20 protein-coding genes are annotated in these 19,996 nt (G+C 71.8%); 2 read left to right on the top strand and 18 right to left on the bottom strand.

The window, feature by feature from the left end; genetic code table 11:
• Window positions 1-285: 285 nt before the first annotated feature.
• The 14 genes from ABD671_RS19595 to gap all read right to left on the bottom strand — a co-directional run bounded on the left by ABD671_RS19595 (window position 286) and on the right by gap (window position 13,417).
• Window positions 286-888 carry a DNA-3-methyladenine glycosylase gene (locus ABD671_RS19595; protein WP_344735165.1) on the bottom strand — a complete coding sequence of 201 codons (603 nt, stop codon included), beginning with the start codon at window positions 886-888 and terminating at the stop codon, window positions 286-288.
• A 1-nt stretch (window position 889) separates the two neighbouring features.
• Window positions 890-2,314: an argininosuccinate lyase gene (argH, locus tag ABD671_RS19600; protein WP_344735166.1), complete on the bottom strand. Its 1,425-nt coding sequence runs from the start codon at window positions 2,312-2,314 to the stop codon at window positions 890-892.
• A complete protein-coding gene (gene argG / locus ABD671_RS19605; protein WP_344735167.1) occupies window positions 2,314-3,744 on the bottom strand; it encodes an argininosuccinate synthase in 1,431 nt (476 codons plus the stop codon). The genes argH and argG overlap by 1 nt, the downstream gene beginning before the upstream one ends.
• Window positions 3,741-4,325, bottom strand: coding sequence for an arginine repressor (locus ABD671_RS19610; protein WP_344735312.1), 585 nt, complete (start codon window positions 4,323-4,325; stop codon window positions 3,741-3,743). Before ABD671_RS19610 ends, argG begins: the two co-directional genes overlap by 4 nt.
• A gap of 2 nt (window positions 4,326-4,327) precedes the next feature.
• Window positions 4,328-5,266: an ornithine carbamoyltransferase gene (argF, locus tag ABD671_RS19615; RefSeq protein WP_344735168.1), complete on the bottom strand. Its 939-nt coding sequence runs from the start codon at window positions 5,264-5,266 to the stop codon at window positions 4,328-4,330.
• Complete coding sequence (locus ABD671_RS19620; protein ID WP_344735169.1) at window positions 5,263-6,468, bottom strand: acetylornithine transaminase; 1,206 nt, start codon at window positions 6,466-6,468, stop codon at window positions 5,263-5,265. The genes argF and ABD671_RS19620 overlap by 4 nt, the downstream gene beginning before the upstream one ends.
• Window positions 6,465-7,397, bottom strand: a complete 933-nt coding sequence (gene argB, locus ABD671_RS19625; RefSeq protein WP_344735170.1) for an acetylglutamate kinase — start codon at window positions 7,395-7,397, stop codon at window positions 6,465-6,467. Before argB ends, ABD671_RS19620 begins: the two co-directional genes overlap by 4 nt.
• A complete protein-coding gene (gene argJ / locus ABD671_RS19630; protein WP_344735171.1) occupies window positions 7,394-8,545 on the bottom strand; it encodes a bifunctional glutamate N-acetyltransferase/amino-acid acetyltransferase ArgJ in 1,152 nt (383 codons plus the stop codon). The genes argB and argJ overlap by 4 nt, the downstream gene beginning before the upstream one ends.
• Window positions 8,546-8,579: 34 nt before the next feature.
• Entirely contained in the window at window positions 8,580-9,617 is a 1,038-nt protein-coding gene (argC, locus tag ABD671_RS19635; RefSeq protein ID WP_344735172.1) for an N-acetyl-gamma-glutamyl-phosphate reductase, read from the bottom strand.
• 46 nt (window positions 9,618-9,663) lie between these two features.
• Window positions 9,664-10,023, bottom strand: a complete 360-nt coding sequence (locus ABD671_RS19640) for an RNA polymerase-binding protein RbpA (protein WP_344735173.1) — start codon at window positions 10,021-10,023, stop codon at window positions 9,664-9,666.
• A gap of 122 nt (window positions 10,024-10,145) precedes the next feature.
• The gene (gene secG / locus ABD671_RS19645; RefSeq protein ID WP_344735174.1) at window positions 10,146-10,376 is read right to left on the bottom strand and encodes a preprotein translocase subunit SecG; all 231 of its coding nucleotides are present in this window, start codon (window positions 10,374-10,376) and stop codon (window positions 10,146-10,148) included.
• A 30-nt stretch (window positions 10,377-10,406) separates the two neighbouring features.
• The gene (gene tpiA, locus ABD671_RS19650) at window positions 10,407-11,204 is read right to left on the bottom strand and encodes a triose-phosphate isomerase (protein WP_344735175.1); all 798 of its coding nucleotides are present in this window, start codon (window positions 11,202-11,204) and stop codon (window positions 10,407-10,409) included.
• 3 nt (window positions 11,205-11,207) lie between these two features.
• Window positions 11,208-12,419: a phosphoglycerate kinase gene (locus ABD671_RS19655; RefSeq protein WP_344735176.1), complete on the bottom strand. Its 1,212-nt coding sequence runs from the start codon at window positions 12,417-12,419 to the stop codon at window positions 11,208-11,210.
• 2 nt (window positions 12,420-12,421) lie between these two features.
• Window positions 12,422-13,417, bottom strand: a complete 996-nt coding sequence (gene gap / locus ABD671_RS19660; RefSeq protein WP_344735177.1) for a type I glyceraldehyde-3-phosphate dehydrogenase — start codon at window positions 13,415-13,417, stop codon at window positions 12,422-12,424.
• Window positions 13,418-13,786: 369 nt separating this feature from the next.
• On the opposite strand from gap, the gene ABD671_RS19665 reads away from it, so the two are divergent.
• Window positions 13,787-14,287 (top strand): M23 family metallopeptidase, encoded by a 501-nt coding sequence (locus ABD671_RS19665; protein ID WP_344735178.1) that lies wholly within the window; start codon window positions 13,787-13,789, stop codon window positions 14,285-14,287.
• Window positions 14,284-15,003, top strand: a complete 720-nt coding sequence (locus ABD671_RS19670) for an endonuclease/exonuclease/phosphatase family protein (protein ID WP_344735179.1) — start codon at window positions 14,284-14,286, stop codon at window positions 15,001-15,003. Before ABD671_RS19665 ends, ABD671_RS19670 begins: the two co-directional genes overlap by 4 nt.
• An 18-nt stretch (window positions 15,004-15,021) precedes the next feature.
• Here ABD671_RS19670 and whiA read toward each other — a convergent pair whose 3' ends face one another.
• The 4 genes from whiA to uvrC form a co-directional block, all read right to left on the bottom strand.
• Window positions 15,022-16,008, bottom strand: coding sequence for a DNA-binding protein WhiA (gene whiA, locus ABD671_RS19675; RefSeq protein ID WP_344735180.1), 987 nt, complete (start codon window positions 16,006-16,008; stop codon window positions 15,022-15,024).
• Window positions 16,009-16,104: 96 nt separating this feature from the next.
• Entirely contained in the window at window positions 16,105-17,103 is a 999-nt protein-coding gene (locus ABD671_RS19680; protein ID WP_344735181.1) for a gluconeogenesis factor YvcK family protein, read from the bottom strand.
• Window positions 17,100-17,978 (bottom strand): RNase adapter RapZ, encoded by an 879-nt coding sequence (gene rapZ / locus ABD671_RS19685; RefSeq protein WP_344735182.1) that lies wholly within the window; start codon window positions 17,976-17,978, stop codon window positions 17,100-17,102. The genes ABD671_RS19680 and rapZ overlap by 4 nt, the downstream gene beginning before the upstream one ends.
• The gene (gene uvrC, locus ABD671_RS19690; RefSeq protein ID WP_344735183.1) at window positions 17,975-19,933 is read right to left on the bottom strand and encodes an excinuclease ABC subunit UvrC; all 1,959 of its coding nucleotides are present in this window, start codon (window positions 19,931-19,933) and stop codon (window positions 17,975-17,977) included. Before uvrC ends, rapZ begins: the two co-directional genes overlap by 4 nt.
• Window positions 19,934-19,996: the final 63 nt, after the last annotated feature.

Genomic DNA, 19,996 nt, shown 5'->3' on the forward strand with positions numbered 1-19,996 from the left:
CGACAGGGCATCAAACTAATTCGTCGACTATCCAAACACACTGTTGAGTTCTCAAGAATCAGACGCTTCCCGCCTCACTCCTCGCGGAGTGCCGCCGGGGCAACCTGCAGAAACTTACCTGACCCTCTTCGGCGAGTCAACTTGACGTCGGACCCTCCGGGCTGAGCCGGGCCGCACATGACGACTCGCGGTTCTTCGGGGCTGTCCGCCCCTGCTCCGCGGGCCGCTCTCGGCGACGACGAGAAAGTTACACGAGGGTTGCGGGGGCGCCAAATCGGCCCCCCTTCACGCTCGATCCGGCCGTCGGCGGCGTCCGATCGGGGCTGCCGGACGGTAGCTCGAGACCGTCGGATCGCCCTCGATCCAGAAGCGCCACGGTCTGTCCGGTGCAGCTCGCAGACCGACGCGCGGACCGGTACGCACGCGAGACGTCGGGGTCGGCTGCAGTTCGAGCCTCACCTCTCCCGCCGCGAGGTCGGTGCCGTCGTGCTCGAGCGTGATCGCCAGCGCCCGGGTTAGCCGTGCGGGCCCCCGGGCCAGGTCGCGATCGCTCGCACCCGGTCGTCGTGAGCGGGCCAGGTCCAGCCCGTCGACGATCTCGCCGGCGCGGATCAGGACGCCGCACCCCTCGCCGTCCGCCCCGGTGACGACGTTGCTGCATACGTGCATGCCGTAGGTGAAGTAGCAGTACATCCGCGCGGCGGGCCCGAACATCGTGCCGTTGCGCGCGGTCCGGCCACGGAAGGCGTGGGAACCCGGATCGTCGGCTCCCCCGTACGCCTCCACCTCGGTGATGCGCAGGGTGACGCCGCCGTGATGCAGCAGTTCCCCGAGCAGGTCCGGCGCCACGTCGGGCGCCGGCCGGCTCAGGGCACTGGCGAGGTCCATCTCAGCCCAGGCGCGAACGGGCCGCCTTCGCGACCGTCCTCAGCTCCTCGAGCTGCTCGGCCACCCGGACCGGTGCGGTGCCGCCCCGGCCGTTGCGGGACTCCACCGACCCCTGCGCGGTCAGCACCAGGCGCACCTGCGGCGTGAGCAGGGGCGAGATGGCGGCGAACTCCGCATCGGTCAGGCCGTCGAGCTCGGTGCCCTTGGCCTCGGCGGCACGCACGCACGCGCCGGCCAGCTCGTGCGCGATGCGGAACGGCGTCCCCTCCCGCACCAGCCATTCGGCGATGTCGGTGGCGAGCGAGAAGCCCTGCGGCGCGAGTTCGGCCATGCGCTCGGTGTTGTAGGTGAGGGTGGCGACCTGGCCGGTGAACGCGGGCAGCAGCACCTCGAGGGTGTCGAGGGAGTCGAAGACCGGCTCCTTGTCCTCCTGGAGGTCGCGGTTGTAGGCCAACGGCAGCGCCTTGAGCGTGGTGAGCAGGCCGGCGAGGTTGCCGATGAGGCGCCCGCTCTTGCCCCGGGCCAGCTCCGCGATGTCGGGGTTCTTCTTCTGCGGCATGATGCTCGACCCGGTCGACCACGAGTCGTGGAGCGTCACGAAGTCGAACTCGCGGGTCGCCCAGACGATGATCTCCTCGGCCAGGCGCGAGACGTCGACGCCGATCTGGGCGCAGACGAACGCGAACTCCGCGACGAAGTCGCGCGACGCCGTCCCGTCGATCGAGTTCGCGCTGGAGCCGGTGAAGCCCAGCTCGGCGGCGACCAGCACGGGATCGAGACCCAGGCTCTGGCCGGCCAGGGCACCAGACCCGTAGGGCGAGTCGGGTCGCACGCGGTCCTGCCAATCCCCCAGCCGGTCGACGTCGCGCAGCAGCGACCACGCGTGGGCCAGCAGGTGGTGGGAGAGCAGCACCGGCTGTGCGTGCTGGAGGTGCGTGCGGCCCGGCATGATCGCGCCGAGGTGCGCCTCGGCCTGACCGGCGAGCGCATCGACGAGGTCGAGCACGAGGCCGGCCACGACCCGGGCGTGGTCGAGCAGGTAGCAGCGGAACAGCGTCGCGATCTGGTCGTTGCGCGAACGCCCCGCCCGCAGCTTGCCGCCGATCTCCGGCCCGACCTCCTCGATGAGCAGCCGCTCGAGGGCGCCGTGGACGTCCTCGTCGGAGGCGGCCGGCTGCAGGCGACCGGAGGTGAAGGCCTCGGTGAGGACGTCGAGCCCGCGGTGGAGCTCGTTCTCCTCCTCGGCGGTCAGCAGACCCGCCGCGCCCAGTGCCTTCGCATGGGCGTGGGACCCGGCGATGTCGTAGAGCGCGAGCCGCCAGTCGAAGTGGGTGGACCGGGACAGCGCCTCGAGCTCCGGGGACGGGCCGCCCTCGAAGCGGCCGCCCCACAGCTTGCCCTCGTTGGTCGCGCGCAGCTCCCCCATCAGTCGGTCCCGAACTCCATGGCCGCGCTGTCGAGCACCTCGACGTGCTCGCCGTCGGCCTGCGGGTTCGAGGCGATCTGCTCGGCGCCGCCGGCGGGGAGCTCGCCGAAGAGCGTGCCGTGCTCGACGAGCACCTGGCCCTGGTCGAGCGGCTGGGCGGCGTACAGCTCGAGCTTCGAGCGGGAGTCGGCGATATCGAGGTTGCGCATGGTCAGCTGGCCGATGCGGTCGGTCGGACCGAAGGCGGCGTTCTCGGTGCGCTCCATCGACAGCTTGTCGGGGTGGTAGGAGAAGGCGGGTCCGTCGGTGCGCAGGATCGTGTAGTCCTCGCCGCGGCGCAGCCGCAGGGTGACCTCGCCGGTGACGAGGGAGGCGACCCACCGCTGGATCGACTCGCGCAGCATCAGCGCCTGCGGGTCGAGCCACCGGCCCTCGTAGAGCAGCCGGCCGAGACGGCGTCCCTCCGCGTGGTAGTTGGCCAGCGTGTCCTCGTTGTGGATCGCGTTGAGCAGCCGCTCGTAGGCGATCCACAGCAGCGCCATGCCCGGCGCCTCGTAGATGCCGCGGGACTTGGCCTCGATGATGCGGTTCTCGATCTGGTCGGACATGCCGAGCCCGTGGCGCCCGCCGACCGCGTTGGCCTGGTGCACCAGAGCGACCGGGTCGTCGTACCGGACGCCGTCGATGGCGACCGGGCGGCCGGCCTCGAAGGCGATGGTGACGTCCTCGGTGGCGATCTCGACCGTGGGGTCCCAGAAGCGCACGCCCATGATCGGCTCGACGGTCTCCAGCGAAACGTCGAGGTGCTCGAGCGTCTTCGCCTCGTGGGTGGCGCCCCAGATGTTGGCGTCGGTGGAGTACGCCTTCTCCTGGGAGTCGCGGTACGGCAGCCCGTGCTCGACGAGCCACTGGCTCATCTCGGCGCGACCGCCGAGCTCGGTGACGAACTCGGCGTCCAGCCACGGCTTGTAGATGCGCAGCTCGGGGTTCGCGAGCAGGCCGTAGCGGTAGAAGCGCTCGATGTCGTTGCCCTTGAAGGTCGACCCGTCGCCCCAGATGTCGACGCCGTCCTCGTGCATCGCGCGCACCAGCATCGTGCCGGTGACGGCGCGGCCCAGCGGGGTGGTGTTGAAGTAGGCGCGGCCGCCGCTACGGATGTGGAAGGCACCGCACGCCAAGGCCGCCAGGCCCTCCTCGACCAGCGGACGACGGCAGTCGACCGCACGCGCGATCTCGGCGCCGTACTGGAGGGCGCGCGCCGGGACGCCGGAGATGTCTGGCTCGTCGTACTGCCCGATGTCGGCGGTGTAGGTGCAGGGCACCGCACCCTTGTCGCGCATCCAGGCGACGGCGACGGAGGTGTCGAGGCCGCCGGAGAACGCGATGCCGACGCGCTCCCCCTTCGGCAGGGAGGTGAGGACCTTGCTCACGGGCGTTCCTTCATGTCGTGATCTGACTCGATGTGCGGTGCTGCGATCGGGGCGACGTCATGGACGTCGGTGGAGTGGTCGGCCAGCTCGGTGAACCGGTGGGCGAGGGCGTCGCCGCCGGCCGGGTCGCGTCCGATGAGGAGCACGGTGTCGTCGCCGGCGATGGTGCCCAGGACGTCGGCGTAGTCGGCCTTGTCGACCGCGGAGGCCAGGAACTGCGCGGCACCCGGCGGCGTACGCAGGACGACGAGGTTGGCACTGGCGTCGGCCGAGACGAGCAGCTCGGCACACAGACGCGCGAGACGCGACCGCGCGGCCGCGGAGTCGACCGGGGCGGCCGGTCGGCGGTCGCCGCCCTCGCCGGGGACGGCGTAGACGAGCGCACCGCTGGGTGCGCGCACCTTGACGGCGTCGAGCTCGACGAGGTCGCGCGACAACGTGGCTTGGGTGACCCGCACGCCGCTCTCGGCGAGCAGGACCGCCAGCTCGCCCTGGCTGTGCACCTCGTGCTGCCCGACCAGCTCGACGATCAGCTGGTGGCGGGCGCTCTTCGTGGTGGGGCGCAGGGCGAACTCGGACACGGTCACGCCCGTCCTCGCGCGAGGAGCCAGGTGAGCACGGCCTTCTGGGCATGCAGGCGGTTCTCGGCCTCGTCCCAGACGACGCTGCGCGGGCCGTCGAGCACCGAGGCGGCGATCTCCTTGCCGCGATAGGCGGGCAGGCAGTGCATGACGATGGCGTCGTCCTGGGCGTGGGCCAGGAGCTCCTCGGTCAGCGACCACGGACCGAAGACCCGCTCGCGCTCGGCGGCCTCGTCCTCCTTGCCCATGGAGATCCAGGTGTCGGTGACCACGACGTCGGCGCCGGTGACGGCGTCGACCGGATCGGCGTCGGACCCCACGGATCCGCCGGTGGTGGCGGCGATCGCGGCCGCGCGCTCGAACATCGCCGGCGCCGGCACATAGCCCTCGGGGCCGCTGAGGCGCACGTGCATGCCGGCCGTCGCTCCGGCGAGGAGCCAGGAGTTGCCCATGTTGCAGGCGGCATCGCCGACGAAGGCGACCCGCAGCTCGGCGAGCCTGCCCTTGTGCTCCTGCACGGTCTGGAGGTCGGCGAGCAACTGGCAGGGGTGGTAGTCGTCGGTGAGCGCGTTGATCACCGGGACGCCGGAGAACTCCGCCATCTGCTCGAGCTTGTACTGCTCGTAGGTGCGCCACACGATGGCGGACACCTGCCGCCCGAGCACGTGCGCGACGTCGGAGACCGACTCGCGGACGCCGATGCCCGCGAGGGCGCCGTCGATGAGCATCGGGTGGCCGCCGAGGTCGGCGATGCCGACGCCGAAGCTGGCCTGCGTGCGCAGGGTCGGCTTGTCGAAGATCATCGCCACCGACTGCGGACCCTCGAGCGGGCGGACGCTGTAGGGCGCGGCCTTGAGCTCGGCTGCCAGCGCGAGGACCTCGGCCTGCTCCTCCGGCGACAGGTCGTCGTCGGCGAGGAGGTGGCGCAGCGTGCCCGTCATGCCGTCACCCCGGCGGCGTCGAGGATGCCGGGCCAGGCGGCGAGGAAGGAGTCGACGTCGTCCTCGGTGAGGACGTAGGCCGGGGCGAGCCGGATGCGGGTCGGCGTCGGGGCGTTGACGATGAACCCGGCGTCCTGGGCGGCCGCGGCGACCGCGGCACTGGACTCCGCGACCAGGTCGAGGCCGATCAGCAGGCCCTCGCCGCGGACCTCGACGACCCGGGGGTCGGCGGCCAGGCCGTCGCGGATCTTCTGACCGAGGACGGCGACCCGCTCGAGCAGACCCGCGTTCTCGATGACGCCGATGACCGCGAGGCCGGCAGCGCACGCGACCGGGTTGCCGCCGAACGTGGTGCCGTGGTTGCCGGGCTCGAAGAGCTCGGCCGCGCGGCCGATGCCGATGAGGGCGCCGATCGGGAACCCGCCGCCCAGGCTCTTGGCCAGCGTGACGACGTCGGGGGTGACACCGCCGATGGCCGGGTGCTGGTGGGCGAACCAGTGACCGGTGCGGCCCATGCCGCTCTGGATCTCGTCGAACCACAGCAGCGCGCCGTGCTCGTCGGCGATGCGCCGCGCGGCGGCGAGGTAGCCCTCCGGCGGGACGACGACGCCGGCCTCGCCCTGGATCGGCTCGAGGACGATCGCGGCCGTGGTGTCGTCGACCGCGGCGGCCAGCGCCTCGGCGTCGCCGTAGGGGACGAACACGACCTCGCCGGGCAACGGCTCGAACGGCTCGCGGTACGCGGCCTTCGCGGTGAGCGCCAGCGCGCCCATCGTGCGGCCGTGGAAGGCGCCCTCGGCGGCCACGATGCGGGTACGTCCCGTGCGCCGGGTGAGCTTGAACGCGGCCTCGTTGGCCTCGGTGCCGGAGTTGGTGAAGAAGACCTTCGCCGGGGCGTCGGCGTCGAGCAGGCGCACCAGAGCCTCGGCGAGCTCGACCTGCGGCGCGCTCGTGAAGAAGTTGCTGATGTGGCCGAGCGTCGAGAGCTGCGTGGTGACCGCGTCGACCAGCGCCGGATGGCCGTGGCCCAGGGCGTTGACGGCGATCCCGCCGAGCAGGTCGAGGTAGCGCCGCCCGTCGGCGTCCCAGACGTAGGGGCCCTCGCCGCGCGTCAGCACGAGCTTCGGGGCGCCGAAGGTGTTCATCAGGCTGGCGGCGTACCGCTCGCCGTAGGTCTGCTCGAGACCGCTCTGGTCGCTCACTTGGTGACCGCCTTCTGCCGCGCCTTGCGGATCTTGGTCTGGACGCCGGGCAGCACCTGGGTGCCGACACCTTCGTCGGTGAAGAGTTCGAGCAGGACGGCGTGGGGCTCGCGGCCGTCGACGACCGTCGCGCGGGGCACGCCCTGCTGGACGGCCTGGAGGCACGCGGTCATCTTCGGCACCATGCCGCTGGCCAGCGTCGGGATGAGCTCGGCCAACGCCTGCGGGCTGATCTCGTAGATGACGTCGTCGCTGTGCGGCCAGTCGCGGTAGAGCCCCTCGACGTCGGTGAGCACGAGCAGCTTCTCCGCGCCGAGGGCCACCGCCAGGGCTGCGGCAGCGGTGTCGGCGTTGACGTTGTGCACCAGGCCGCGCTCGTCGGGCGCGACGCTGGAGACGACCGGGATGCGACCGGCCTCGATCAGGTCGAGCACCGCCTCGGGGCGGACCTGCTTGACCTCGCCGACCAGACCGAGGTCGACCTCCTCGCCGTCGACGACGGTGTTGGTGGGCTCGGCGGTGAAGAGACCGGCGTCCTCGCCGGAGAGGCCGACGGCCAGCGGGCCGTGCTCGTTGATCAGACCCACGAGCTCGCGCTGCACCTGACCCACCAGCACCATCCGGACGACGTCCATGGCCTCGGGCGTGGTGACGCGCAGGCCGCCGCGGAACTCCGACTCGATACCGAGCTTGTCGAGCATCTGCGAGATCTGCGGGCCGCCGCCGTGCACGACGACCGGCTTGAAGCCGACGAAGCGCAGGAAGGCGACGTCCTCGGCGAACGCGCGCTTGAGGGTCTCGTCGGTCATCGCGTTGCCGCCGTACTTCACCACCACGATGCGGCCGTGGTAGCGCTTGAGCCAGGGCAGCGCCCCGGCGAGGACCGCGGCCTTGGCCGGGTCGGCGGGCTGGACTTCGCTGAACATCATGAGGAGTACGCGCTGTTCTCGTGGACGTAGGCGTGGGTGAGGTCGTTAGTCCACACCGTCGCCCGGTGGTCGCCCGACTTGAGGTCGATCGTCACGCTGACCGAGCGCGGCTTCAGGTCGACGGTCGCCGGGTCGGCGTGCGGGGTGGAGTTGCGGCACACCCAGACGCCGTTCATGGCGACGTCGAGGTCGGCGGGGTCGAAGACGGCGTCGGTGGTGCCGATCGAGGCCAGCACCCGGCCCCAGTTGGGGTCGTTGCCGAAGATCGCGGCCTTGAAGAGGTTGCTGCGGGCGACGCTGCGGCCCACGGCGACGGCGTCGTCCTCGCTCGCGGCGTTGACGGTGGTGATCGCGATCTCGTGGTCGGCGCCCTCGGCGTCGGCGAGCAGCTGCATCGCGAGGTCCGTGCAGGCCTGCGTGAGCGCCGCGGTGAAGTCGGCCGGTGTGGGCGTGATGCCGGAGGCGCCGCTGGCCAGCAGGGTGACGGTGTCGTTGGTCGACATGCAGCCGTCGGAATCGAGCCGGTCGAAGGAGACCCGCGTCGCGGCACGCAGCGCGGCGTCGAGTTCCGCGGCGGGGACCACGGCGTCGGTGGTGAGGACGACGAGCATCGTGGCCAGCTGCGGGGCCAGCATGCCCGCGCCCTTGGCCATGCCGCCGATCGACCAGCCGGCCCCCTCGACGACGACCTGCTTGCTCACCGAGTCGGTGGTCATGATCGCCTCGGCGGCGGCGGTTCCCCCGTCGGCGGCGAGCTGCTCGGCGGCGGCGTCGACGCCCGCGAGCAGCGCACCGCGGTCGTTCGCCAGGCCGATGAGGCCGGTCGAGCAGACGACGACGTCGATGGCGCCGATGCCGACGCGCGCGGCCACCTGCTCGGCGACCGCGTGGGTGGTCTGGAAGCCGTCGGGGCCGGTGTAGCAGTTGGCGCCGCCGGAGTTGAGGACGACGGCCTTGACGACGCCGTCCTTGACGACCTCCTGGCTCCACAGCACGGGGTTGGCCTTGCAGCGGTTGCTGGTGAAGACCGAGGCCGAGTCGAAGGTGGGGCCGTCGTTGACGACGAGCGCGAGGTCCTTCGCGCCGGTGGACTTCAGGCCGGCGACCACGCCGGCGGCCCGGAAGCCCTGGGGATGGGTGATGCTCATGATGATCGGATCCTGTCGGTGGGCGTCGGCGGCGTCAGGGCGCCAGGCCGACGGAGCTCAGGCCGGTGGTCTCGGGCAGACCGAGGGCCAGGTTCATGCACTGGATCGCGCCGCCGGCCGTGCCCTTCGCGAGGTTGTCCACGACGCCGACGGCGATGAGTCGTCGGGCGCGGGTGTCGACGGCGACCTGGATCTGGACGGCGTTCGAGCCGATCACCGACTGGGTCTGGGGCCACAGGCCCGCGGGGAGCATGTGCACGAACGGCTCGTCGGCGTAGGCCGCCGCGTAGACGGCGTGCGCCTCCTCGGTGGTGAGGTCGCGCGCGAGCGGAGCACTCGCGGTGGCCAGGATGCCGCGCGGCGTCGGCGCGAGCACCGGGGTGAAGCTCACCGAGATGTCGGCGTCGGTGAGCAGCCCGAGGTTCTGGGCGATCTCGGGGGTGTGGCGGTGGGTGGTGACGCCGTAGGCGCTGAGGTTGCCCATGACCTCGCTGCCCAGCAGATGGGGCTTGGCCGCCTTGCCGGCGCCGCTGGTGCCGGAGGCGGCGACGACGACGACGTCCGGGGTCACCAGGCCGGCCGCGACCGCCGGGGCGAGTGCGAGGGTCGAGACGGTCGGGTAGCAGCCCGGGACGGCGATCCGCCGCGCACCGACGAGCTGCTCGCGCTGGCCGGGCAGTTCGGGCAGGCCGTAGGGCCAGGTGCCGGCGTGCTCGCCGCCGTAGTAGTGCGCCCACTCCCCCGCGTCGCGCAACCGGAAGTCGGCACCGCAGTCGATGACGACGACGTCGTCGCCGAGCTCGGCGGCCACCGCACCGGACTGACCGTGCGGCAGTGCGAGGAAGACGACGTCGTGGCCGGCGAGCACCTGGGCCGTGGTCGGCTCCAGCACCCGGTCGGCCAACGGCACGAGGTGGGGCTGGAGCTCGCCGAGCGCGGTGCCGGCGTTCGAGGCGCCGGTGAGGGCCCCGATCTCAACCCCCGGGTGCCCGAGCAGGAGACGGAGGATCTCACCGCCGGCGTAGCCGCTGGCGCCCGCGACCGCGATCCGTGCTCCCGTACCCATATGCATGACTATACACAACCCCGCATGTTTGTGCATGCGGGGTTGTGGGGGTTCAGAAGATCAGGTCGCCGGACTTGCGGCGCGACCGGAGGAGGGCGAGGGCCTCGTCGAGGATCTCGGCCGCCTCCTTGTCCGAGCGCCGCTCCTTCACGTAGGCCAGGTGCGTCTTGTACGGCTCGATCTTCGGGGCCGGCGGCGCGTTCTCGGCGTCGCGACCGGCCGGCAGCCCGCACTTGGGGCAGTCCCAGGAGTCGGGCACCGCGGCCTCGACCGAGAAGGTCACCACCGAGCGGTGTTCGTTGGAGCAGAAGTAGCTGATCGCCTGGCGGGGTGCGGCCTCGCCGCGCTCCGCCTCGCCCATGGGGCCGGCACCGACCCTGCTACCACGGATGGCGTTCCCTGCACCGGCCATGGCGGTCTCTCCTCATCGGAAGGGGGGCGGGTCGCGTGGGGCGACCCGTCGGACGTGGGGAAGTCGGACGCCGGACGACGGTGTACGGCGGGGGTGGGTGCGGCGCCCGAACGCCGCGCGCGTCAGTAGGCCTTGAGGAGACCCAGTGCGACGACGCAGGCGAACCAGATGACGCCGATGCCGACCGTGAGGCGGTCGAGGTTGCGTTCGGCGACGGACGAACCGCCCAACGAACTGGAGACACCACCGCCGAACATGTCGGAGAGGCCGCCACCGCGGCCCTTGTGCAGGAGCACCAGGAGGATCATCAGCACACTGGCCAGGACCAGGACGATCGTGAAGAGCAGTTCCACAGTCGGGAATCCTATGTCACGCCGGCCGGGTCACAGCGCCGGCATGTCGTAGAACCGGCAGATGCCGCCGAATTCGTCGGCCTGGAGGCTCGCGCCGCCCACCAGACAGCCGTCGACGTCGTCCTTGGCCATGATGCCGGCGACGTTCGCGGCCTTCACCGAACCGCCGTACAGGATGCGCAGTCCGGCGGCGGCGTCGGCGCCGTGGGTCTCGGCGATGCGGGCCCGGATGGCCGAGCAGACCTCCTGCGCGTCGTCGGGCGTGGCGACCTCGCCGGTGCCGATCGCCCAGACGGGCTCGTAGGCCACGACGAGGCCGGCGACCTGCTCGGGGGTGAAGCCCGCGAGGGAGCCGTCGACCTGGGCGAGCGTGTACGCCACGTGCTCCCCGGCCTGGCGCACCTCGAGGCCCTCGCCAACGCAGACGATCGGCGTCATGCCGTCGCCCAGGGCCCGGTGGGCCTTGGCGTTGACGATCGCGTCGGTCTCGGCGTGGTACTCGCGCCGCTCGGAGTGCCCGACGACGACGTAGGAGCACCCGAGCTTGGCCAGCATGCCCGAGGAGATCTCGCCGGTGTAGGCGCCGGACTCGTGCACCGAGACGTCCTGCGCGCCGTACTTCACGGCGAGGCGGTCGCCGTCGACGAGCGTCTGCACCGACCGCAGGTCGGTGAAGGGCGGGATGACGACGACCTCGGCCTTGGCGTAGTCGTGGCGCTTGTCCGAGAGCGTCCAGGCCAGCTTCTGCACCAGGTGCACGGCCTCCTGGTGGTTGAGGTTCATCTTCCAGTTGCCCGCCATGAGCGGCGTGCGTGCGGATGCAGCCATGCGTCAGCCCTCCAGGACCGTGATGCCGGGCAGTTCCTTGCCCTCGAGGTACTCCAGCGACGCACCGCCACCGGTCGAGATGTGGCCGAAGGTCGACTCGTCGAAGCCGAGCGTGCGCACGGCGGCGGCGGAGTCGCCGCCACCGACGACCGAGAGGCCGCCGTGGTCGCGGGTGCGGGTGAGCGCCTCGGCGACCACCCGGGTGCCGTCGGCGAACGCCGGCACCTCGAAGACGCCCATCGGACCGTTCCAGAAGACCGTCTGCGCGTCGGCGAGCGCCGCCGCGAAGTCGGCGGCCGAGGCCGGGCCGATGTCGAGGCCCAGGGAGTCGGCCGGGATCTGCGAGGCCGGCACGACGACCGGCTGCGGCGTGCGCTCGCCGGCCGGGAACTCGGTGTCGACGACGATGTCGCCCGGCAGCAGGATCTGCACGCCGGACTCCTCGGCCCGCTTCAGGTACTCGCGGCAGGTGTCGAGCTGGTCGACCTCGAGCAGGCTCTTGCCGACCTCGTGCCCCTGGGCCGCGAGGAAGGTGAAGACCATGCCGCCGCCGATGAGCAGCTTGTCGGCCTTGCCGAGCAGGTTGTCGATGACGCCCAGCTTGTCGGAGACCTTCGAGCCGCCGAGCACGACGACGTAGGGACGCGCGGGCTCCTCGGTCAGCCGGCGCAGGACGCCGATCTCGGTGGAGACCAGGGCACCCATCGCCGAGGGCAGCAACTGGGCGACGTCGTAGACGCTCGCCTGCTTGCGGTGCACGACACCGAAGCCGTCGGAGACGAAGGCGTCGGCCAGCTCGGCGAGCTGGCGCGCGAAGGCGCCGCGCTCGGCGTCGTCCTTGCTGGTCTCGCCCGGGTTGAATCGGACGTTCTCCAGCAGGGCGACCTCGCCGTCGGCGAGCCCGGCCACGACCTCGTGGGCGGACTCCCCGACGGTGTCGCCGGCGAAGGCGACGGGCGCGCCGAGCACCTCACCGAGACGGGTCGCCACCGGCGCGAGCGAGTACCGCTCCTCCGGTGCGCCCTTCGGACGGCCGAGGTGCGCGACCACCACCACCCGCGCGCCGGCCTCGGCCAGCGCGCGGATGGTGGGGACGCTGGCACGGATGCGGCCGTCGTCGGTGATGGTGCGCTCGGCGTCGAGCGGCACGTTCAGGTCGGAACGGACGAGGACGCGCTTACCGCTGACGTCGCCCAGGCCGGCGTACTCCCCCACGATCAGAGGGTCTCGCCGACGTAGGCGATGAGGTCGACGAGACGGTTGGAGTAACCCCACTCGTTGTCGTACCAGCCCGCGACCTTGACCTGGTTGCCGATCACCTTGGTGAGCGGGGCGTCGAAGATGCAGGACGCCGGGTCGGTGACGATGTCGGAGGAGACGATCGGCGCGGTCGAGTACTTGAGGATCTTGCCGTCGGCGGCCGCCTTGACGGCCTCGTTGACCTCCTCGACCGAGGTCTCGCGCGAGGCCTCGAAGGAGAGGTCGGTGAGCGAGCCGGTCGGGGTGGGCACGCGCAGCGCGTAGCCGTCGAGCTTGCCCTTGAGCTCGGGCAGCACGAGGCCGATGGCCTTCGCGGCACCGGTCGAGGTCGGCACGATGTTGAGCGCGGCGGCGCGGGCGCGGCGCAGGTCGCTGTGGATGTTGTCCTGGAGGTTCTGGTCGGCGGTGTAGGCGTGCACCGTCGTCATCAGGCCCTTGTTGATGCCGATCGCGTCGTTGAGCGCCTTGGCCATCGGGGCCAGGCAGTTGGTGGTGCAGGACGCGTTCGAGATGACCGTGTGCGCGGCCGGGTCGTACTGGGTGTGGTTCACGCCCATGACGACGGTGATGTCCTCGTTGGAGGCGGGCGCGGAGATGATGACCTTCTTCGCACCGGCGTCGACGTGGGCCTTCGCCTTGGTCGCGTCGGTGAAGAAGCCGGTGGACTCGACGACGACGTCGACACCCAGGTCGCCCCAGGCGAGGTTCGCGGGGTCGCGGTCGGCGCTCACCTTGATGGTGCGGCCGCCGACGACGATGGCGTCGTCCGTCGCCTCGACGTCCTCGCCGAGGACGCCCAGGATCGTGTCGTACTTGAGCAGGTGGGCCAGCACCTTGTTGTCGGTGAGGTCGTTGATGCCGACGATCTCGACATCCGCACCGGCGGCCTGGACGGCGCGGAAGAAGTTCCGGCCGATCCGGCCGAAGCCGTTGATACCTACGCGAACGGTCACTGCTGCTCCTCGACGGGGGTTGTATGGCGTGTGGGAACCGATCAAGGACTCGATCGATCCGGCGCCGACCCTACCGGCACCGACACCCCGGCCCGGTGGGATGTCCCGCGGTACGTGCGAGTAACCCTCGTCACGGCGCGCCGCCCGCGCGGCGGCGGTGGCGGGCGCCGCCTGCGGGCGCCGTGCCGCGGGCCAACCCACCAGGGTGCCTATATACCCCCGGGGGTGTCGAGGCCGGTCCGCACCGGGGTGGCGGACGCCGGCGCCGACCCGGCAGCGTGGAGACGGCCGAGCAGCTCGGCGTCCACCCGCCCCCCATGCCGGCGGCGCACCGCGCCGATCCCCCAGCCCGGACAGGAGGCCCGTGCGATGGGCATCATCCCGACCCCGCTCGAACGGAGCACGATCCGCCGACGACGGTCCGGCGCCCTGATCGAACCCGCGCTCGATGCGCGCACCCTCGAGCCGCTGCCCGTCACCTATCCGTGGGGCGTGAAGGACTCGAACTACGACGCCGGACGACACACCGGCGAGGACCACGCCTGCGTCGTCGGCTCCCTCGCGATCTCCCCGGTCTGGGGCGAGGTGGTGCAGGCGAGCGAGGGCGGCGGATCGTGGGGCTGGCCGTACGGAACGATCGTCGTAGTGCGCTCGACCGGCGGTCGCGACCTCGGCTTCTGCCACCTCTCGCGCACGCGGGTCCGAGTCGGCCAGCGGGTCCGGCCGGGAACCGTGGTCGGGGAGACCGGTGCGACCGGGAAGGTCTCGGGCCCACATCTCCACTTCGAGGTCCGACCGGCCGGTGGGCGGTACGAGAGCGACGTCGACCCCATCGTGGTCAAGCGGATCTCCACGACGGAGCCGACGTGACGACGCCGGCCGAGGCGGACCGGAGGCCACCCGAGACCTACCCGGGACTGACCGTGCTCTCGTGGAACATCAAGGTCGGCCGGCCCTTCCCTGCGGTGCGTGATCGACTCCAGGCCTGGCTGGCCGAGCACGGTCCCGACGTCGCGACCCTCAACGAGGTCTACGGACACGCCCGCGACATCGCGACCGCGTTCGGCGAGGAGTGGCGGGTCGTCTACGACACGACGTCCGGCGCACCGGAGGCCCATGACGTCGTCGTGCTGGTGCGTCGCGGCCCCGACCTCGACGTCACCGAGCGCGGGTTCCTGCGCCACGACCTGCCGTGGCGTGGGCCCGAACGGCGGGACCGGCACGGACGGGTGTTCCCCTACGTCGGGCTCGACCACGGCGGTCGCGCCTATCTGCTGATCGCGGTGCACCGGGTGCCGATGCCCCGGGTCAACACCGACAGCTACCGGGAGGAGAGCGCGATGCTCCGGGACTTCGCGACCTCGCGGGCCGGGCGGCGGGAGACCTACGTCGAGCTCGGCGACCGCAACCAGACCCTCACCCAGCCACCCGGGGCGTCAGGCCAGGAGTATGCGGCCGGCATCGGAGCGCGGTACGTCACCGGCGCCGGGGTCGACGCGGCCGTCGTCCGGGACGGGCTGGCCACGCGCCAGCGGCTCGGCCGCGGCGGATCGGACCACGAGGCGATCCTGTGGCGGATCGGCTGAGGCCGACCAGCCCTCCGGTCAGGAGTCCTCGCCGAGCAGCTCGGGGGTCAACGACGCCTCGGTGTCGGGGATGCCGAGCTCCTCGGCCCGCTTGTCGGCCATCGCGAGCAGGCGCCGGATGCGTCCGGCGATGGCGTCCTTGGTGAGCACCGGTTCGTGCAGCTGGCCGAGCTCCTCGAGACTGGCCTGCTTGTGCTCGAGCCGCAGGGTGCCGGCCATCCGCAGGTGATCGGGCACCTCCTCGCCGAGGATCTCCATGGCCCGCTCGACCCGCGCGCCCGCCGCGACGGCGGCCCGCGCCGAACGGCGCAGGTTGGCGTCGTCGAAGTTGGCGAGGCGGTTGGCGGTGGCCCGGACCTCGCGCCGCATGCGGCGCTCCTCCCATGCCATGAGCGATTCGTGGGCGCCGAGCCGGGTCAGCAGCTGGCCGATCGCGTCGCCGTCGCGGATGACGACGCGGTCGACGCCGCGCACCTCCCGCGCCTTCGCCTGGATGCCGAGGCGGCGGGCGACGCCGACGAGGGCCAGTGCGGCCTCGGGGCCGGGGCAGGTGACCTCCAGCGAGGACGAACGCCCCGGCTCGGTGAGGGAGCCGTGCACCAGGAACGCGCCGCGCCAGGCCGCCACGGCGTCGCAGCTGCCGCCCGCCACGACCGCAGGCGGGAGACCGCGCACCGGCCGACCGCGGTTGTCGACGAGCCCGGTCTGGCGGGCGAGGGCCTCGCCGTCGCGCACGACCCGGACGACGTACCGGGTGCCCTTGCGCAGTCCGTTGCCCTGCACCATCACGACGTCGGACTGGTGGCCGTACACCTCGGCGATGTCCTTGCGCAGCCGCCGGGCGGCGGCTCCGGTGTCGAGCTCGGCCTCGAGCACGATGCGGCCGTTGACCAGGTGCAGGCCGTTGGCGAAGCGGAAGATGGTGGCGACCTCGGCCTTGCGACAGCACGGCTTCGTGATCTGCGTGCTGGCCAGCTCCGCCTTCACCTGCGCCGTCATCGCCATAGGCCGATCCTCACACATCCGTCAATCACCCTCGGCACCCCGGGGGTCGGGTGCGGACCCGCCGGCGCCCGCCGCGCGGACACCTCGAGGTGGGGCTCAGCGGACGCCGGCGGTCATGACGCGCTCGAAGACCGCAGCGAGCCGCTCGGGATCGTGACGGGCGGAGCCGTCGGCCATGGCGACGTCGTCGACGACCAGCTGGGCGCCGAAGGCCGAGACCAGGTGCGCGAGCTCCTCGAGGTCGTTGCCGACCCCGGCCCGGTCGGCGACGACGGTGTGGATCTTGAGATCGGGGGCGTGCTCGGACAGCACAGCGAGATGGTCGCCCGGGCTGAAGCCGGGTGTCTCGCCGTCCTGCTGCTCGAGGTTGAGCACCAGGATCACCGAGGCCGCGGTGGTGATCAGCGCATCGCGCATCGCCGGCACGAGCAGATGCGGGATGACGGAGGTGAACCACGAGCCCGGGCCGAGCACCACCCAGTCGGCGTCGGCGATCGCCGCGATCGCCTCGGGGCACGGCGTCGGATCGGCGGGCTCGAGGGCCACCGAGGCGATGACGCCGTCGGTGGTCGCGACCTCCACCTGACCCCGCACGACCGTGACGGCGTCGGGGTCGGCGGCGTCGATGCCGCGGACCTCCGCGCGGATGTCGAGCGGGGTGAGGGCCATCGGCAGCACCCGTCCGACCGCGCCGAGGAGGTCGCCGACGAGGTCGAGGGCGCGCACGTGGTCGCCGAGCTGCTCCCACAACGCCACGATGAGCAGGTTGCCGACGACGTGCCCGTTCATCTCGCCGTCGCCGGCGAACCGGTGCTGCAGGACGCCGGCCCAGGTGTCGCCCCAGTCGTCGTCCTGGCACAGCGCTGCGAGGGCCATCCGCAGGTCGCCCGGCGGGAGCACCCCGAACTCGCCGCGGAGCCGACCGCTCGAACCGCCGTTGTCGGCGACGGTGACGACGGCCGTCAGCTCGTCGAGAACGAGGTCGGCATGCAGCCGACGCAGAGCGCGCAGGGTGGCGGACAGACCGTGACCACCCCCGAGCGCCACCACCGACTGGGCACGCTCGAGGGGACCGGGCTCGACCGGGGCGCTCACTCCCGCCCCAGATCGCGGTGCGTGGCGGTCGCGGCGAACCCGAGCTCCTGAAGCCGACGGGTGATCTCCTCGGTCATCGCGACCGAGCGGTGCTTGCCGCCGGTGCACCCGACGGCGATGCGCATGAAGCGCTTGCCCTCGCGCAGGTAGCCGCCCGCGACACCCGCGAGCACCGGCACGTAGCCGTCGAGGAACTCCGCAGCGCCGTCGCGCGAGAGCACGTAGGAGGAGACCTCCGGGTCGCGACCGGTGCCGGGCCGCAGTTCGGGGATCCAGTGCGGGTTGGGGAGGAACCGCATGTCGGCGACGAAGTCGGCGTCGACCGGGATGCCGTACTTGAACCCGAAGCTGACGACGCGGATGCGCAACCCCGTGCTGTCGGGCGAGCCGAACGCCTCGGCGATGCGATCGGTGAGCTGGTGCACGTTGAGCGAGGAGGTGTCGATGACGAGGTCGGCGTCGCCACGCAGGTCGGCGAGGACCGCGCGCTCGCGGTGGAGCCCGTCGAGCAGGCGCCCGCTCCCTTGGAGCGGGTGCGGCCGCCGAGCGGCCTCCTGACGACGGACCAGGACCTCGTCGGTGGCCTCGAGGAACAGCAGCGTGGCGGTGCGCCCGGTGTCGCCCTGGGCGAGGTTGGCCTGGAGGGAGTCGAAGAAGGAACCGGAGCGCACATCGACGACCACGGCGATCGGCTGGCTGCGACCGCGGCTCTCGTCGACGAGGCGGACGACGTCGCGCAGCAGGCTCGGCGGGAGGTTGTCGACCACGTAGAAGCCGAGGTCCTCCAGCTCCTTCGCCGCGGTCGAGCGGCCGGCGCCGGTCATGCCGGTGACGACGACGAGCGGGCCCGGGTCGCCGATGTGGTCGATGCTCATGACTCCTCGATCTCACCGGTGGCGGTGTTGACGGAGACAGTCTTGCGGGTCGCGGACGCCGTCGCGACGGCGTCCTTGATGGCGAGCGCCGTGCGCTCCCCGATGCCGGGCACCAGGACGAGCTCCTCGACGCTGGCCTCGCGCAGCTTCTTGAGCGACCCGAAGTGTTTGAGCAGGGTCTTGCGGCGGACCTCTCCCAGACCGGGGACGTCGTCGAGGGCGCTCTCGACCATGGTCTTGCTGCGCCGGGAGCGATGGTGGCCGATGGCGAAGCGGTGGGCCTCGTCGCGGATGCGCTGGAGCAGGTAGAGCCCCTCGGAGGTGCGCGGGAGGATCACGGGGTCCTCCTCCCCCGGCACCCAGACCTCCTCGAGTCGCTTGGCCAGGCCGCAGACCGGGACGTCGTCGATGCCGAGCTCGTCGAGCGCCCGCTGCGCGGCGGCCACCTGGGGCGGACCGCCGTCGACGACCACGAGCCCGGGCACGTAGGCGAACTTGCGGGGCCGACCGGTCTCGGGATCGACCAGCATCGGGCCCGACTCGCCCTCGACCGTCGCCGACCGGGCCTGCTCGTCGAGCAGGCGGCGGAACCGCCGGGTGATCACCTCGTGCATCGAGGCGACGTCGTTCTGGCCGTCGACGCCCTTGATGACGAAGCGGCGGTACTCGCTCTTGCGGGCCAGGCCGTCCTCGAAGACGACCATCGAGGCCACCACCTCGGTGCCCTGGAGGTTGGAGATGTCGTAGCACTCGATGCGCAGCGGCGCCTCGTCGAGCTCGAGGGCCTCCTGGATCTCCTCCAGGGCCTTGCTGCGGGTGGTCAGGTCGCTGGCGCGCTTGGTCTTGTGCAGGGCCAGCGCCTGCTGGGCGTTCTGGGCGACGGTCTCCTGGAGCGTGCGCTTGTCGCCGCGCTGCGGGACCCGGATCGAGACCTTGGCGCCACGCAGGTCGCTCAGCAGGGCCTCGAGGGTCTCGGCATCGGGCGGCAGGGCCGGCACCAGGACCTCGCGCGGGATGCTGTCGGACTCGCTGGCGTAGAGCTGGAGCAGGAAGTGCTCGACGAGCTCGGCGGTCTCGCCCTCCTCGACGCGGTCGGCCACCCACCCACGCTGACCGCGGATGCGACCGCCGCGGACGTAGAAGACCTGGACGGCGACCTCGAGGGGGTCTTCGGCCAACGCGATGACGTCGGCGTCGGCGCCGTCGCCGAGGACGACCGCCTGCTTCTCCAGCGCCCGGTGCATCGCGCCGAGGTCGTCGCGCAACCGCGCGGCACGCTCGAACTCCAAGGCGTCGGAGGCGGCGAGCATCTCCTGCTCGATGCGCCTGAGGAACGCCTGGGTGCGACCGCCCATGAAATCGCAGAAGTCGTCGACGATCGCGCGGTGCTCCTCCGCGCTGACCCGACCCACGCAGGGGGCCGAGCACTTGTCGATGTAGCCGAGCAGACACGGACGACCGACCTGGGACGACCGCTTGAACACCCCGCTGCTGCACGAGCGCATCGGGAAGACACGCAGGAGGATGTCGACGGTCTCGCGGATCGCCCACGCGTGGCTGTAGGGGCCGAAGTACCGGGTGCCCTTGCGCTTGGCACCGCGGCCGACCATCACCCGCGGGTACTCCTCCCCGACGGTGACCGCCAGCCACGGGTAGGACTTGTCGTCGCGGTACTTGACGTTGAAGCGCGGGTCGAACTCCTTGATCCAGGAGTACTCGAGCTGGAGCGCCTCGACCTCGGTGTTGACGACGGTCCACTCCACGCTCGCCGCGGTGTGGACCATCGTCGCCGTGCGGGGATGGAGGTTCGCGACGTCCTGGAAGTAGGACGACAGCCGTGCGCGCAGGCTCTTGGCCTTGCCCACGTAGATGACCCGACCGCGTCCGTCACGGAACCGGTACACCCCGGGATTCGTGGGGATCGACCCCGGTTCGGGGCGGTACGGGACGGACACGGCTTCACCTTACGTAGCGGCACCGACAGTCCCACTTTCCGGCCCAGTGCCGGCCCGGGGGCG

This window comes from Nocardioides fonticola, from assembly GCF_039536805.1.
GTDB lineage: Bacteria > Actinomycetota > Actinomycetes > Propionibacteriales > Nocardioidaceae > Nocardioides > Nocardioides fonticola.